The organism is Chryseobacterium sp. HMWF035 (assembly GCF_003094695.1).
In the GTDB taxonomy this organism is placed as follows: Bacteria; Bacteroidota; Bacteroidia; order Flavobacteriales; family Weeksellaceae; genus Chryseobacterium; species Chryseobacterium gambrini.
The window spans coordinates 97,400-114,188 of record NZ_QEHP01000043.1 but is presented as its reverse complement, the minus strand read 5'-3'; the positions used below and the strand labels follow the sequence as shown (position 1 = coordinate 114,188).

The following is a 16,789-nucleotide window of genomic DNA, read 5'->3' as shown; positions in this document are numbered from 1 at the left end:
CAAACATTGTTATGATTTGAATATGAATTCTTACAAAAATAAGTATTGAATATTATTTGAGCGTATATTTTTTTAAAATACCACAATAATTAGAAAGTTTATAAATATTTAAAATTATTTTAACAATATAATATTCAGGAGGTAACTGTTCGGGGACAAAAAAAGAACTATTCTTCAATAGTTCTTTCAAATATTTTTTATTTTGAAAATTACGAATTTCCAAATCCGATATTTCCTTTTCTGCCGGAAAGATTCTTTTTAAAATCAATCATTTGCAAAGCAGTAACTGCCGCTTCAACTCCTTTGTTCCCAAGATCGCCGCCGCTTCTCGCAATCGACTGCTCTTTTGTATCGTCTGTTAAAACACAGAAAATCGTCGGAGTATCCGTCAAAATATTACAATCTTTAATTCCCTGTGCAACCGCCGAACAGACATAGTCGAAATGCGGCGTTTCGCCACGGATCACACATCCGATCGCAATTACTGCATCAAAGGTTCGTTCTTTACAAAGCTGCATACTTGCGTAGCTTAACTCAAACGCTCCCGGAACCGGAAAAAGAGAAATTTTTTCAGATTTTACTCCCTCTTTTTGAAGGATTTCCAGAGCTGCATCACGAAGATTGTAGGTTACAAAATCATTCCACTCAGAAAAAACAATGCCGATAGAAAAATCATCGGCATTGGTTATGTTAAGTGGCTTGTAATCAGAAAGATTAACTGTTGCCATTGTTTAGTAATATTTAGTCATTTCAATATAAGAATCAGACATTCCGTTGTCGTAGTCCTGATATTTTTCGTCGATTGTTGCAAAATACTTTTTAGCTTCTGCATTTTTCTTTAATCCTAAAGCTAAAATACCTGCTTTTCTTATAAAATAATACGTTGTGTAAGGATCGTCTGAAGCTGAAGCCGCTTTGTCTAATAACTGAAGGGCTTCATCATTTTTGTTAAGACCGGATTTTGCATCTGCCATTGCTCCGTATTTCATTGCCATCAACGTTTTGTTGTCGGATGAAAAACTGTCTAAAAGATCATAAGCTTCCTGAAATTTTCCTTCCTTGAATTTCACCAATCCAGCGTTGTAAGCGGAAAGCTTTCCTACGTTGGTTGCAGAATATTCGTTATAAGTTCCTAAGAAACCCGGATTTGCAGCAGATTTTCCGCCTAAAGCTTCTTTATCTTTACCGTCAGCAAGATTTTTCTGAGCAGCCAGGAAACTTTTTACAGCTTCTGCATTTTTAGGAGCTACAACAAATTGTTTGTAACCGAAGAAACCAAGAACCCCTAAAATAAGTAGTCCGAAAACAATTCCCAAAGGTTTTGAATATTTTTCAAGGAACCTTTCTGTGTTTAAAGCTTCTCTGTCAAGATCTTTAAAAAACTCAACCGTTTCTTTACCTTCCTGCTCGTTTGTAATTTTTGCCATAAATTATTAAAAATTGAAATGCAAATTTAATTGTTTCTGAATGATTTACAAAATACTTTGTGCGTATTGTTGATTTTATTTGAATTAATCAAGTAGAATTGTTAATTATGAATCGTGAACTTACTAAAAAGAGATGCTTCGACAAGCTCAGCATGACATCTCTAATACTATATGCATTAATGTAACGTTAAATTATTAGCATTGTCATGCTGAGCTTGTCGAAGCATCGATATTTAATTCAGTTTAATATTCTAAAATATGATATACTTCCGCATTAAACTTTTTCAGTTTTTCTTTGCCTTTTAAATCTTTTAATCCAATTAGGAAACTGAACTGAGAAACGGTTGCGCCTTGTTTTTCAACCAATTTAGCGGCGGCTTCCGTTGTTCCTCCGGTTGCTAAAAGATCATCATGAATCAGAACTCTTTGTCCGGATTTTAACTGTCCTTCACGGGTTTCAATAACAGCACTTCCATATTCCAGATCATATTTTTCTGAAATGACGGGTGGCGGAAGTTTTCCTGCTTTTCGGATTAAAATAAAAGGAACTTCTAATGCAACAGCGATGGCAATCCCGAAAAGATAACCTCTGCTTTCAATTCCGCAGACTACATCAACTTTTCCTTTGCTGAATTGTACCAGATCTGCAATCACCTCTTCATACAGTTTCGGGTTCAGGAAAATAGGAGAGATGTCCTTAAACTGAATTCCCGGAATCGGAAAATCAGGTATATTTTCAATGGTTTCTTCCAGTTTTGTGATGAGCTGCTGCGATGCCATTTTTTATGGATTGATTTTGTAGCTGGAAATTTTCCAGTCTCCGTTTACATTTTTAAGTCCGAAAGTTGCTCTCAGTGAAGTTGTTTTTCCACTTTTATCCGTTACATCATACGTTGCACTCACACTTGCAGAAGTTGTATTGGAAGCATTGGTGGTGATGTTTTTTACGCTTACATTTTTCACCGAACCAAATCCTGAAGTCGGGTTCGAGAATGATTCATAGCTTCCCCAGCTCGGGTTGCTTGCAGAGTTGTACGCAGCTTTTAGGTTTTGAGCGCTTACGTTATTTAAAAATCCTGAAACGGTACTTTTCGGATCTGAAGCTGGCTGTTTTGGCGCTGCTGGAGTTGTTGGTGTGGCAGCATTTGGATCTGTTGTGGAAGGAACCGTTGCATTCGGATTATTCGGATCGATTACAGCGGGATCCTGAATAACTGCTGTTGAATCTACTTTCGGTGCAGCCGGAACTTTCAGTAAAAGAGGATTAACATCCAGTCCGATTTTTGTCATTTTGAAAGTTTTAGCCGTTGTTTTTACAGAAACCGTGATGTCGATTTTATTATCAACAACCTGAGCTGCAGGAAGTGAAGAGAATTTTAAATTAAATCCTTTGAAATTGTTATCCTGCATTAAATTTTTAGCCGTAGAAAGCTTTACTCCATTGCTGAAAACTTCCAGCGTTGCTTCCAGACCTGCTCCTGTAAAGGATACAGGATTTCCTGCGTTATCAACTAATCTCGGAACGATCTGAAGTGCAGTAGGCGCACCAGTTCCGTCATCTCCAGTCGGTCTTGTAGAAATGCTTAATGAGTTTGCTTTTACGTCATTCGGGTCGCTTTCTTTAGCTGTTTCGTTTCCGAAGATATTCATTTCTCCTAATGAAGGCGGTGCTGTACTTGCCCATTCAATTCCGTTTTTCTGGGCTACCTGATCTGCCATTGCCATAATTTCGGGCACTTTTTTACCGTCAATCAATTGTCCTAAAGCTTTCAGTTCGGCAACATCGCCATCGGCTTCCACTCCGAAAGTTTTTAGGATGTAAAGGGCTTCGTTAAATTTAATCTGTTTAATGGTAGGTAAACTTGCCGTCATATCGTTGATACTCGACTGCAAGGTTTTAGTATTGGTAGCATCTACATGATCTTTCTTGCATGCTGTGAAAAGCAACAGGCTGAAAATTAGTAGAAAAGAAAACTTTTTCATTTTTTTTCGGTTTACCACAAAAATAATAAAACCTTTATTAATAGCGGGTTTTATTTTTTATTTTGTTGCTCTTTGAGCTGATCTCTGAAAAACGAGCTGAAAACAGTCTGCATATTCGGAAAAGATGAATCTTCCCAGTATTTTTTTGTATAGCTGCTTTTATTGGTATTAAAATTTACACTTTCGATATCATTATCGTCTCTGAATTCTATTTCTGCGGGATAAAAATTGCTGTAGTAAATCAACTGATTGTAGTCTGGTTCACTTTTGTGTTTTAATTTGATAAATCGAATGTCGTTAAATTCCAGAAGCTCTCTTAAGGTCTTACTGCTTTCTTTTTCGTAAGAAGCATTTGAGATTACTCTTACATCGTAAAAACGGTATCCTAAAAAATTTACTTCTTTTTCCTGTAAAGCACTGTGAGCAATTTCGATCTGATCTTTCCGGTCTCCTTTCAGTTCTTTAATGACGGCATTCTTTTTTTTATATTCCTGAATATTTCCGACATCTTTCATCTCAGGAACATTCATCATTTTACCATAATCAAAGGAAGCTGTCAGTTTTTTGTCAACATTTTTGTCTTCAATCCTGAATGCTCTGTACTGTTCTACATTGGCACTTTTCAGTTTTTTTGTTTTATTATCAAAAATATAAGTAATGATTCCGTCTGTGTAGCAGTTTAGTTTATTGTTTACGGTAACGTAAGTGTTAAAGTTTCCTTTTACAAAAATGTATTTTGCGGGTTTGTTATTTTTTATGACAACACGTTCGATATCTTTTACCCTGTCATCCACTTTAATAATTTCTTTGTCGAAATCCGCATAGGACAAAGTAGCAACAGACATATTATCGTAGATGAGCTGAAACTTTTCCTGATCCGGTTTTATGGACTGCCTGTCGATTTTTCCGTCGATATCCGAATAAGCTAAAATGCTCCCGTCTTTCCCAAACACAGAAACCTTAGGAAGGGGCTTATTGGTTTTTTCTGAAACGAAAGTGATACTTTGTGCATTGATGAAGTTTACGAGGATTGTTAAAAATAATAACAGGAGATTTTTTTTCATGATTGATACAATTAATGTTTTTTTAAGTTTAAATCATTCTTTGATTATATGACAACGAAAACTTAAAAAGGTTGCATTGTTTTTTTATTTCTGCACAAAAAAGCAAAAAAAAGACTGATCATTACAATCAGTCTTTTTTGTTTTTATCTTGTTACAAATTCCTTAGAAAGGATATTCATAAATTTCAGATTCGTGAAGGTAAGGGTTACCTGTAGGGATCAGTTTAAGTTTAGATAATGCTGAAAGCACAGTGAACATAAATAATCCAACTACGAATAAGATTGCTCCTAAGATTAAGATAAATACTTCAGGAGTTTTCCAATATGGTCCTACAGTTCCCGGCATTACCATGTTGAAGTAATCTAAGATGTGACCACAAATTACGACTACTGCCATTGTTGTAACCACTTTGTAGTTTCTCTTGATGCTGCTGCTTACTAATACCAATAACGGTAATAAGAAGTTTACAATAAGCATTGGCAAGAAAGTAGGAGAGTAGTGCTGGAATCTTCCGAAGAAATAGTTAACCTCTTCCGGAATGTTTGCATACCAGTATAACATGAACTGTGCAAACCATGTATACGTCCAAAGCATACTTGTTGCAAATAGGAATACTCCTAAATCGTGTAAGTGGTTATCATTGAACTGCGGAAGGAATCCGTTTTTCTTTAAATATACACTTAAAAGAATAATTACCGCAATACCACTTGAAAGGCAGCTTACCATTGAATACCAGATATACATGGTAGAATACCAGTGAGGATCAATAGACATCAACCAGTCCCAAGCCCAAGCTGCAGAAGCAAAACCGAAGAATGCAATATATCCCACTGCCCATCTGTAAAGCATTTGATATTCTACTCTTGATTTTGTTTCGTCTACTTTTTTAGACTGAGCTTTCAGTTTCCAAGCGAAGAAAGAAGCACCTAATACATAGATGAAAGTTCTTACTGCATAGAAAGGGATATTTAAGAAAATTCTTTTTTCAAATAAGATCACATCGAAATGAGCAGAATTTGGGTCTGTTAATTCCGGATCCATCCAATGGAAGAGGTGACCTTGGTGAGTGATGTTTAAAATCATTAAGATGATTAAAATAGCACCACCGTAAGGAATATAAGAAGCAATAGCTTCCATTACTCTTGTAATGATAATTGGCCAACCTGCGTGTGCAGCGTGCTGAATAGAATAAAAGAATAATACGCAGCAGCTTACTCCAAAGAAAAATACAGCTACAAAATGTATTGCCGCTAAAGGCTGGTTGTGAACCTGAAGAGTAGCATGCTCAAGGTGAGCTGCGTGATCTTGAGGTCCTACCATTTCACTAGAATGTGTAGGCGCCGTATGACCAGAAGCATGAACCGCCTCCATCATATGTTCTATTTTTTCAGTAGTGATTCCTTTATTCATAAAGAAACCAACAGCAAAAAGAACTAAACCTACAACAAGAAGGATTATAGAAGTTGATTTTAATTTTGGTGAAAAACTATACATTTCTTTTCTTATTTTTTAGTTTCGGTAGTCATCGTTTCAGATTTAGCAGGAGCAGCTGCTGTCGTAGCTGTAGCGGGTGCTGCAGCTCCTTTTTTGAAAGCATTCATCACATACATGGCTACTCTCCATCTGTCTCCAGCGTTAAGTTGCCCTGCATAAGATCCCATTGCGTTTCTACCGTTGGTTATTACATAATGAACAGATCCTACAGTAATATCTCTGTCTGCATAGTTGGGTACACCAGAGAATGCTCCGGACTGAACGATTGGTCCCTGTCCGTCTCCTCCGACACCATGACAAGCTGAACATGTTTTCTCGAAAAGACTTTTTCCTCTTTCAAGATCTTTTGCTGTATTGGCAGGATTTAAAGGAGAAGCAGTTACTGTTTTAGAAGCATCATAACCAGCATTGTATTCATCCGGTGTTTTTGGAAGTAATCCTTCTTCGAAAATACCGTCTTTATTCTGAGCTACTGATCCTTCTACCGGAGAAAGACCTGTCGCACCGTTATTTTTTACAAAAGCAGGAATTTCATTTTCATGGTCTGAATAAGCATCCTGAGCTTTCATTAATGGATCGTAAGCTACCGGAAAATACATATCCGGAAAATATACCAGCGGAGTATTCTCTTTTGGTCCGCAAGAGTTAAGTAAAACTGTTGTTAAACCTAAAACTGCTGTAATTTTTAATACATTCTTTTTCATTTTAAGCATCTTTAACAGTTATTTCTTCAACTCCAGTTTCAATAAGCAACTGCTTTACAGATTCTACATCTTCAGTTACAAATTCCATCATGAATTTATCATCCGTTGTTCTTGGATCTGGGTTTTGTGCAGGCGCTCCAGGATACATTTTGTTTCTTACCAAGAAAGTTAATGACATCATGTGTGCTGCGCAGAATACCATAAGCTCGAACATAGGTACTACGAAAGCCGGCATATTGTGAGCCCAGTCGAAAGCTGGTTTACCCCCAATGTTCTGAGGCCAGTCGTGGTTCATTACATACCATGTAAGAGTAGCACCGATTGTAACTCCATAACAAGCGTAGATAAAAGCGGCATCAGAAATTCTTGTTTTCTTTAACCCTAAAGCTTTATCTAGTCCGTGAACCGGAAACGGAGTATACACTTCGTTTATTTTGATTCCTTTATCGTTGAATGCTTTAACGCCGTTCATTAAATCGTCGTCGTCCGCATAAAGTCCGTATACAATTTTAGTGGTGCTCATCTCCTTCTTTTGCTTTATAAGTTTCACCTGAGATTTTCAAAATCGATTTTAATTCAGCCTGTGCAATTACAGGGAATGTTCTTGCGTATAATAAGAATAATACAGAGAAGAATCCGATTGTTCCTAAATATACTCCCACATCAATGATTGTTGGCTTAAACATCGTCCAAGAACCCGGCAAGTAATCTCTTGAAAGGTTGATAACGATAATGTCAAAACGCTCAAACCACATACCGATGTTGATGATTAATGCAACGATGAATGTCCAGATAATGTTCGTTCTTAGTCTCTTGAACCAGAAAGAAGCAGGAACAACAAGGTTACAGATAATTAGTGACCAGAAAGCCCACCAGTAAGGTCCAACAGCAGCACCAGGAGAAAGATATGTGAAATCTTCAAATCTTGATCCTGAATACCATCCGATGAAATATTCAGTGGCATAAGCTACCGTTACCATACCACCTGTTAAGATGATTACGATGTTCATAATTTCGATATGATACATAGTGATGTAATCTTCAAGGTGACATACTTTTCTTGCAACTAACAATAGTGTCTGTACCATTGCGAATCCTGAGAAGATCGCACCGGCAACGAAGTAAGGAGGGTAGATTGTAGAGTGCCATCCTTTAATAACCGAAGTTGCGAAGTCAAAAGATACGGTAGTGTGTACTGAGAATACAAGCGGAGTTGCCAAACCTGCAAGAACCAAAGATAGTTCTTCGAATCTTTGCCAGTGTTTTGCTTTACCACCCCAACCGAATGCAAGGAAAGTATAAATTTTCTTAGTCCAAGGCGTTTTCGCTCTGTCTCTGATCATTGCAAAGTCAGGGATCAATCCCATGAACCAGAATACTGTTGATACCGAGAAATACGTAGAGATCGCAAATACGTCCCAAAGTAGAGGAGAGTTGAAGTTCCCCCAAAGAGAACCGAACTGGTTTGGTAAAGGGAATACCCAATATCCTACCCAAACTCTACCCATGTGGATAACCGGGAAGATTGCCGCCTGTACAACCGCAAAGATCGTCATCGCCTCTGCAGATCTGTTTACAGACATTCTCCATCTCTGTCTAAATAATAATAATACCGCTGAGATTAGGGTTCCGGCGTGACCGATACCAACCCACCATACGAAGTTAGTAATATCCCATCCCCAGTTAATAGTTCTGTTTAGTCCCCATGCTCCAATACCTGTTCCGATAGTGTAAGCGATACATCCGAATCCATAGATGAATAGAACTAAGGCTGCATATAATGAAATCCACCATAATTTACCTGCTCTTTCTTCGATAGGTCGTGCAATATCTTCCGTGATATCGTGATAAGTTTTGTGACCAATAATTAGAGGTTCCCTTATCGGAGCTTCGTAATGTCCTGACATTTTTTACCTATTTATTATTTAAACTTTATTTTTCTACTCTGTTTCTTACTTTAGTGTGATAGAACACATTTGGTTTTGTTCCGATCTCCTCTAGTAAATAATATCTTCTGTTTGAAGCGTACTGCTTTCTAACTTCAGATTCTTTGTCATTCATATCTCCGAACTTGATTGAACCTGTAGAACAAGCTTTAGAACAAGCTGTCTGGAACTCTCCGTCCTTCACGATTCTATTCTCTTTTTTAGCTTCAAGAATAGTAGTCTGAGTCATCTGGATACACATAGAACATTTCTCCATAACCCCTCTCGTTCTTACCACAACATCCGGGTTTAGAACCATTCTTCCAAGATCGTTATTCATGTTGAAGTCGAACTTGTCATTAAGGTTATAAGTAAACCAGTTGAAACGTCTTACTTTATAAGGACAGTTGTTTGCACAGTATCTTGTACCAATACATCTGTTGTAAGCCATGTGGTTTTGTCCCTGCTTACCGTGTGAAGTTGCCGCTACCGGACATACTGTTTCACAAGGAGCATGGTTACAGTGCTGACACATTACCGGCTGGAAGATTACATCAGGATTGTCAGCCGGATGGTTCAATGCTCCACCGTCTCCAAAAGCAGTACCATACAGTTCCGGCACAGCCATTCCTTCTTTTAATCCTTCATAAACTTCTACCTTCTGTCTTGATGAATAGTAACGGTCAATTCTTAACCAGTACATATCTCTCGACATTCTCATTTCTTCTTTCCCTACAACCGGAACGTTGTTTTCTGCCTGACAAGCAATGATACATGCTCCACAACCAGTACAAGAGTTCAGGTCAATTGATAAGTTAAAGTGAGGTCCGTCTGTATCATCAAAAGCATCCCAAAGGTCAATTTTTCTTGCTGGAAGAGCTCCGCTGATGGTGTGATACTCCAAAGGTTTGTTCCATCCGTCGTGTTCATCATCAAATGCTACGTTTAAGAAATCAGCCAAAGGTACTTCTTTAGCAATTTCGTAACGTCCCATTAATGTATTCTGAAGCTGGATACCTGCAAATTCGTGATCTTCTCCTGTTTTTTCGATTTTAACATTAGAAACAACTAAGTTAGAACCATCGAATAAAGGATAAGCATTTACACCGGTATCTGCTGTAGCTCCTGAGTTTTTCTTACCGTATCCAAGCGCAAGACCTACTGATCCGTCTGCCTGTCCCGGTTGTACAAATACAGGAACGTCTTTTATTGTTACTCCGTTTACAGTAAGGTTTACAAGAGAACCGTCTAACTGCATTCTCGCGTTAAGATCGTTATCAATACCCAATCTTTCTGCGTCTTTCGGAGACATTGTTAAGTAGTTATCCCAAGACATTCTTGTGATTGGATCGGGTAATTCCTGCAACCAAGGGTTGTTTGCCTGAGTTCCGTCTCCCATTGCTGTCTTCGTATACAATACCAATTCTAAATCTGAAGGTTTGAAACCGCTTAATTCAGCAACAGCCTGTGCACCGTTTCCTCCTGCGTACGATAATGTTGTCGCATTTGATGAAGCATTGATACCGTTATATAAAGCTTTGTTGAAAGAAGTTGCTCCTAAGATAGAAGTAGCATTTGCTTTTAAATAATCATAATAATTATTAGCAGCATTGTTTTTACCGTTTTTCCAAACCAATAAAGATTCTTCAATCTGTCTTGATTTGTAGATTTTCTGGATCGTAGGCTGCATTAATGAATATACTCCTGTCTGTGGTTCGATATCTCCCCAAGATTCCAGCCAGTTGGCTACAGGAATTACAGCTTTCGCTGCTTTGTACATTTCATTTTTCTTATCTGCAACAGCGATTACATAAGGAACTTTAGATAACGATTTTTTGAAATCTTCTCCTTTATGGTAAGAGTAAATAGGATCTACATTGTTAGCGATCAATACACCAACCTGTCCTCCGTTTACCCATCCAAGGAATTCCTCGAATCTTGCTTTGTCAAAATCTTTTAAGAAGTTTGCTTTCCCGGTGAAAGCTACTGATCCTAATTTTTGGTTAATTAAGTGAGCTAAAACCTGAGCTCCTTTAGAACCATCAGCGAAAACAACTGCTTTGCTTCCTTTTGCCAATAATTCTTTTGCGATTTCAGATGCAGCTTTGTCAGAAGTACCACCACCAACGATTGCATTGTAAACTTCAACTAACGTTTTATTTACCTGGCTTGGTTTCAGTCTGATTCTTGAATCTGCGTTTGCTCCTGTTAAAGACATATTGGATTCAACCTGAACGTGTCTCAACATATTTTTTCCCGGAGTTCTTGCCGCTGCGTAAGAAGATTCTAAGCCTCCCGCGTTGTAGTCTCCTAAGAAATCAGCCTGGAATGCAACCACCAATTCAGTTCCTTTAAGATCGTAAATTGGTAATGCTCTTGTTCCGAAAACTTCCTGAGCCGCGTCTAATGCTGCAGCATAAGGATAAGCATCATATGTTACTAATTCTGCTGTAGGATATTTAGCTTTAAATTCAGCAAATAATTTTTTGAAAGTAGGGGATGCAAAAGAATGAGATAGTAAAACAATTCTTTTACCTGCTGCTTTAGCCTCATCCAGTCCTTTGATAACGAAGCTGTCTACTTTGTCGAAAGTTTCGTCTTTTCCTTCAAATTTAGGCTGCTTTACTTTATCGTTATCATAAAGAGAAAGTACACTTGCCTGAGCTCTTGCATTCGTTTTACCTAAATCTCCTGCTGCCGGGTTTGGTTCAATTTTGATAGGTCTTCCTTCTCTTGTTTTTACCAATACGCTTGCGAAATCGAAACCGTCGAAATACGTTGAAGCGTAATAGTTTGGAATCCCCGGAATGATTTCATGCGGCTTTACCACATAAGGAATCGTTTTGATTACCGGAGCTTCACAGGCAGCCAGTGTTACTGCTGCAGTAGAGAAACCTAATAGTTTTAAGAAATCTCTTCTTGAGGTTGCGGAACCGTTTTTTTCCGCATCATCAAGGAAATCTTCTACCGGAATTTCTTCCTGGAACTCTTTCTGAGCCAGCTTATTGTTTAAAGCCGGATCTTTAAGTTCGTGAATACTTCTGAATTGTATTTTGTTTGAAGCCATTTGATACTTCTAATTTTTAGTTATTAATAATGACATTTACCACACTCAAGACCTCCAATAGCATCTACCGTAATCTTACCACCATCTTTAGGGTATTGTTTTTTCAACTTGTCGTGTAGATTTTTGAAGTATTCTTTATTATAACCGTTGTTCATGTCAACTTCTGTAGTTCTGTGACACTCGATACACCATCCCATTGTAAAGTCGTTAGCCATCTGAACAACATTCATTGTGTCGATTTTTCCGTGACAAGCTTTACATACAACATCAATTTTGTTGTTTGGATTCTTTTTGTTGAAAGAATTGATGATCGCCTGTTCACCTGCTACTACGTGCTGTGCGTGGTTAAAGTATACAAAGTCCGGCATATTGTGGATTCTTGTCCATTCAACCGGCTGAGTTTTTCCTGTGTACTGTTGTTTTTCAGGATCCCAACCTGTAGCGGCATAGATTTTCTTGATCTCTCCGTCATAGAAAGCCTTATCTTTTCCTGGCTCCATGTAGTGATCTGCGTTGTATTCAGAAATTGTTCTGTGGCAGTTCATACAAACGTTCATAGAAGGGATTTCAGATACTTTTCCGTATTTGGCACTGGAGTGACACAACTGACAGTCGATTTTCTGTTCTCCAGCGTGAATTTTGTGGGAGAAATAAATAGGCTGTTCCGGCTTATATCCTTTGTAAACCCCGATCCACATGATCCAGTTCCAGATTCCGTAAGTTGCCAGAAGTGCAAGGATTGCGATTAATCCTTTTCCTACATAGTGGTATTTTGCATAGATTTCGCTGAAAGATTTTACTCTTGTTTCATTAAGACCGGCTAAGTCCTCAGACTGACCCAGTTTTACCAACTGTCTTAATTTTACCAGGATCCAAACCAATAGCGCTGCGATTGCTAAAAGTGAAATGATTACTACGCTTGTTGTAGTGTTGTTTGCAGGAGCAGCCTGATCAGTTGCTGCTGCTGCTGTTGCTTTTGCATCATCCTTTTTAGGCTCTTCAGCCGGAGGATTTGAGGTGTATGCCAAGATATCGTTGATATCTTTTTCTGAAAGTTTCCCTTCAAAAACCTGCATTGCCGCTTTTCCGTTGGCTTCGTATACTTCATTGGCATACTTGTCTCCGGAAGCTCTAAGTTTTTCATTGTTGGTTATCCATTTTTGAAACCAGTCAATGTCTAGATTTTGATCTTTTTTCAGTCTTTCAACTACTCCTCCAAGAGCAGGACCTACCAGTTTCTTGTCTAGTGCGTGACATGCAGTACAATTCGCTTTGAAAAGCTTCTCACCATTCTTAGGATCGCCGTCCTGCCCGTAAATTGAAGCACTGGTCGATAGCAATAAGCCTATTGCGATCAACGTCTGTCTATAATGCTTTCTCCAACTAATCATTTAAATTATCTTATGTTAGTAAATATTGAACATTCAATCAATCCCGCAAAAATAATATTTTTAACAGGAATTTAACGGTATATGGAAAGGGGAAAATGTCATTTCCGTTTAATTTGTAATTATTCTAAATAACCATGTTTGGTATAATTTTTTAATTTGTATAAATTTGCGCAAACAAGTTTAAATGAAAAATTTAATCAAAATAATTTCGATGCTGTCTGTGCTTGCATTTTATGGTGTTGATGCACAACAAGTTGTAAGAAAAGATACTTTGGCGGGAACAGAACTTACCATGACGATGGATTCTAAGGTGAATGCGGCTTTGGAAAGCATAGAGGATAAGTGTTCCAAAACAACTTTGGCAACTTCTTCAAGGGAAGATGACGAAGATTACAGCCCTTCAAAACCAACTAAAATTTATGTTCCGAACAGGGAACTTACCAACGCTGAGATATGCAGAAAAAATCCAAGAATTTTAGGGTATAAAATTCAGATTACAACGGTAAAAAGTAATGAGGAAGCCAATGAGGTAAAGGCTTATTTCAGAAAAAGATTTCCTAACCTGAAAGTGGAAACGGATGCTTCTTTAAGACCGAATTATAAAATTTTAGCGGGGAGTTATTTCACAAAACAAAGTGCGGCTTCTGATCTTTCCAGAGTGAGAGAATATTTTAAATCTGCACTTGCAGTACAGTACAGAATTTTCTGTGCGGAAGCAAAATAGTAGAAATTATTTAGCATAAAGTAAAAAGCTGGGAAAAATTATTTCTCAGCTTTTTTTTATTGATTTTTACTTTTAATTTTGAAAAATTAAAAGTAAAATTTTAATAAAATTTATTTAAAAACCAAAAGAATTCAGTCATCCTTAAATAATTATTTGTGATGAGATAAGCGAATAAAATGAGGAAGATCACCGTTAAAAAAGATAGAATTTTTGGCGATTGCCTGTAGTGATGAAATAGCCATCCTAATAACAGTGGATACACAAAAACAAAATGACCTCCGTAGATGTATGACGTGTGAAGTCCGAATCTCATAACGCAGTGAATGATAACGTCAAACAGGAATGAAATCATTAAAACCTGAACGAGTTTATTTCTGAAATTTTTAAAATAACTCCAACAAATCAGGATCAATAAAACGGCAATAAAGATATAAGGAATCCATGATGAATAAACAGTCATTATAATCCCTTTATAGTGGTAACCGCTCATATTATGTTTATCGCGGATCAGAAAATTTGAAAAAAGTATATTTCCCCCGAAAAAGTACGAAAGGATCATATCCCATGTCGGAGTAGAATTTACATTGGAGAATTTTTCGTACTGTTCATTGGTTTTGCTGAATATATTCTGATATTTAAAATCGATTCGGTTTAAGTATAATAAAACAAAACAGACGCAGGTAAAAAGTCCTCTGAAAACCGCATTCCCAAATTTTTTCCAGTTTCTGAAAACTCCCTTTTCAAAAGCGACGGGAATGAAGATTTTAACAATGTTCGTTACCGTTAAGCCTCCGATGGTAACTCCTGAAAAAGCCAAAGCTAAAGCCTGAATTTTCTCCTCTTTCTTTAATTTTATAGCTGAATAATGATGAAAGAGGGTCAGGAAAAATAAAGTGTAGGTAAAGTTTTCCGGAGTGAAAGAAAGGAGAATATTTGTTGAAAATGCTCCGAAAAACAGAATTAGTATGAGGTTCAAAACTAAAGGAAGACGGATAATGTTTTTAAGATATTTAAACACCTGAAGAATGCTTAAGCTTACCGCGAGATTACTCAGCCAGGCTAAAGCGAAACGGAAATTTCCATCCATTTTTCCGTTGGAGAAAATTAAAGCCAGTTCTCGGATCCAGTTAAAAAAATAGTAGGAAAGCGGGTGTCTTTCAAAACTTCCGCCAGTCATTACAATAGATTTGTTATCGAAGCTGAAATACGCATCCCAGGGAATTCTTCCGTCAAAGATAATTTTGTGATGAATCGCAATATATGATCCCATATATCCGTAAGCGACGAGAAAGAAAAGAAAAACAATAAGTTCAATTCCCGTTGACGGAAAAAGCAATTTGAAAAAATGGATAAATTTTGTTTTGAATTTTGACACCTGCAAAAACTTTCTGCAAAAGTAAAATAAAAAACCCACCAAATCTGATGAGTTTTTGTATTGATTTTTATGATTTTAAAATTACGAACTGCACGAAAGCGTTGAACATCCCGATACATCATCATAATCTGAAGGTCTTTTTGCTGAAAATTCCGGATAAACAGTGTGGTACGGATTTTCTAAAGCGTGGGTTAATTTTTTCAGCATTTCTGTTTTTCCTTCATTAATTTCCTCAATGCACTGGTAGAGAAGATAATTTCTTAAAATAAATTTAGGATTGGCTTTATGCATGATTTCCAAAGATTTTTCCCTTGAAATAATATTTTTTTCTAGTCTTGACTGATAAGCTTTCATAAAATCTTCCAGTTTCGAAAGTTTCTCATCATTTAAAAATGTGTAAGAAACGTTTTCAAATTGCTGTCTGAGATCTTTCTGGTCATCATATTTTTCGAGTTCGTTGAAAAATAAGGTATAATCTAATTGAAGATCCTGCATCAGACTTTGCCATGTGGTAAAGAATTTTTCATCGCTTGTTAGTAACTGATCAAAACCGAATTTTCTGCACAGCATTCTGTCGTGCGATTCCCAGAAATAGCTTCCGTAATCATTTAAAACATCTTCCAAGAATTTTTCATCTTTAATTAAAGGATGAAGGGCATTTGCCAATTGCCATAGGTTCCATTGGGAAATCTGTCCCTGTTTTCCGAAAGCATATCTTCTTCCTGGAAGATCGGTGGTATTTGGGGTAAAATTTAAATCGTATTCATCCATCATCGAATAAGGTCCATAATCGATCGTTAAACCTAAAATCGACATATTATCTGTGTTCATTACCCCATGAACAAATCCTACACGATACCATTCTACCATAAGATCTGCTGTTCTTCTGCATACATTTTCGAAGAAATCTTTGTACTTCTGAATCCCCTCCGAAGAAATTTCTTTGAAATAATGATGAATGGTATAATCTGCAAGTTCCTGCAATGTTTTGTATTCCTGTTGGGCAGACATCAATTCAAAATGCCCGAATCTAAGAAAGCTTTCTGCGATTCTGATGACTACCGCTCCTTTTTCCAGTTCAGGATTTCCGCTGTACATGATATCTCTTACGACGTCTTCTCCGGTAAATGCTAAACTCAATGCTCTGGTTGTAGGAACTCCTAAGTGAAACATCGCTTCGCTCATCAGATATTCACGAACAGACGACCTTAATACGGCTCTTCCATCTGCGTGTCTGGAATAAGGCGTTGCTCCGGCTCCTTTCCACTGTATTTCGTTTTTCTTTCCTGAATTGTTTTCAATTTCTCCGGCAAGAATGGCTCTTCCGTCTCCTAATTGTCCTGCCCAGTTTCCGAACTGATGCCCTGCATAAGCAGTGGAGTAGGTTTTGATATTTTCGGGAAGATGTGTTGCTGCCAAAAAATTAAGATCTTTTTCTTCAAGCCCTCCAAGTCCGATTTCTTCTGAAAGTTTTTCGTTAAAAGCAATTAACTCTGGATGATCGAAACCAACCGGCTGGACAGTGGAAAATAAAACCTTCGGAGTATTTCTCTGTAGGGTATTGCCGGAAAAATCTCCGGGAAACTTTTTTATAAAGGGTTGTTGTATGTTTTCAAGATTCATAATTCAAAGGTA

At 37.4% G+C, this 16,789-nt stretch carries 14 protein-coding genes; 1 reads left to right on the top strand and 13 read right to left on the bottom strand.

Features of this window, described 5'->3' with window-relative positions; genetic code table 11:
- Positions 1-209: 209 nt before the first annotated feature.
- The 11 genes from ribH to DD829_RS07095 form a co-directional block, all read right to left on the bottom strand.
- Positions 210-728, bottom strand: coding sequence for a 6,7-dimethyl-8-ribityllumazine synthase (ribH, locus tag DD829_RS07145; RefSeq protein ID WP_108411667.1), 519 nt, complete (start codon positions 726-728; stop codon positions 210-212).
- 3 nt (positions 729-731) lie between these two features.
- The gene (locus DD829_RS07140) at positions 732-1,427 is read right to left on the bottom strand and encodes a hypothetical protein (RefSeq protein WP_108411668.1); all 696 of its coding nucleotides are present in this window, start codon (positions 1,425-1,427) and stop codon (positions 732-734) included.
- Positions 1,428-1,670: 243 nt separating this feature from the next.
- The gene (locus tag DD829_RS07135) at positions 1,671-2,207 is read right to left on the bottom strand and encodes an adenine phosphoribosyltransferase (protein ID WP_108410873.1); all 537 of its coding nucleotides are present in this window, start codon (positions 2,205-2,207) and stop codon (positions 1,671-1,673) included.
- Positions 2,208-2,210: 3 nt separating this feature from the next.
- Positions 2,211-3,410, bottom strand: coding sequence for a hypothetical protein (locus tag DD829_RS07130; protein ID WP_108410874.1), 1,200 nt, complete (start codon positions 3,408-3,410; stop codon positions 2,211-2,213).
- A 50-nt stretch (positions 3,411-3,460) separates the two neighbouring features.
- Positions 3,461-4,474: a hypothetical protein gene (locus DD829_RS07125; RefSeq protein WP_108410875.1), complete on the bottom strand. Its 1,014-nt coding sequence runs from the start codon at positions 4,472-4,474 to the stop codon at positions 3,461-3,463.
- Between the two features lie 162 nt (positions 4,475-4,636).
- Positions 4,637-5,968 (bottom strand): quinol:cytochrome C oxidoreductase, encoded by a 1,332-nt coding sequence (locus DD829_RS07120; protein WP_076393902.1) that lies wholly within the window; start codon positions 5,966-5,968, stop codon positions 4,637-4,639.
- Between the two features lie 8 nt (positions 5,969-5,976).
- A complete protein-coding gene (locus tag DD829_RS07115; RefSeq protein ID WP_108410845.1) occupies positions 5,977-6,681 on the bottom strand; it encodes a c-type cytochrome in 705 nt (234 codons plus the stop codon).
- On the bottom strand, positions 6,674-7,195 hold the full coding sequence (locus DD829_RS07110) for a DUF3341 domain-containing protein (RefSeq protein ID WP_108410844.1): 522 nt from the start codon (positions 7,193-7,195) through the stop codon (positions 6,674-6,676). The genes DD829_RS07115 and DD829_RS07110 overlap by 8 nt, the downstream gene beginning before the upstream one ends.
- A complete protein-coding gene (gene nrfD / locus DD829_RS07105; protein WP_027381049.1) occupies positions 7,182-8,579 on the bottom strand; it encodes an NrfD/PsrC family molybdoenzyme membrane anchor subunit in 1,398 nt (465 codons plus the stop codon). Before nrfD ends, DD829_RS07110 begins: the two co-directional genes overlap by 14 nt.
- Before the next feature lie 25 nt (positions 8,580-8,604).
- Positions 8,605-11,664 carry a TAT-variant-translocated molybdopterin oxidoreductase gene (locus tag DD829_RS07100; RefSeq protein ID WP_108410843.1) on the bottom strand — a complete coding sequence of 1,020 codons (3,060 nt, stop codon included), beginning with the start codon at positions 11,662-11,664 and terminating at the stop codon, positions 8,605-8,607.
- Positions 11,665-11,687: 23 nt separating this feature from the next.
- Positions 11,688-13,055, bottom strand: a complete 1,368-nt coding sequence (locus DD829_RS07095; RefSeq protein ID WP_108410842.1) for a c-type cytochrome — start codon at positions 13,053-13,055, stop codon at positions 11,688-11,690.
- A gap of 184 nt (positions 13,056-13,239) precedes the next feature.
- Here DD829_RS07095 and DD829_RS07090 point away from each other — a divergent pair, with 184 nt between their 5' ends.
- A complete protein-coding gene (locus tag DD829_RS07090) occupies positions 13,240-13,779 on the top strand; it encodes a sporulation protein (protein ID WP_076393892.1) in 540 nt (179 codons plus the stop codon).
- 100 nt (positions 13,780-13,879) lie between these two features.
- Here DD829_RS07090 and DD829_RS07085 read toward each other — a convergent pair whose 3' ends face one another.
- Positions 13,880-15,154 carry a DUF6080 domain-containing protein gene (locus DD829_RS07085; protein ID WP_108410841.1) on the bottom strand — a complete coding sequence of 425 codons (1,275 nt, stop codon included), beginning with the start codon at positions 15,152-15,154 and terminating at the stop codon, positions 13,880-13,882.
- An 81-nt stretch (positions 15,155-15,235) separates the two neighbouring features.
- Entirely contained in the window at positions 15,236-16,777 is a 1,542-nt protein-coding gene (locus tag DD829_RS07080; RefSeq protein ID WP_108410840.1) for a protein adenylyltransferase SelO, read from the bottom strand.
- Positions 16,778-16,789: the final 12 nt, after the last annotated feature.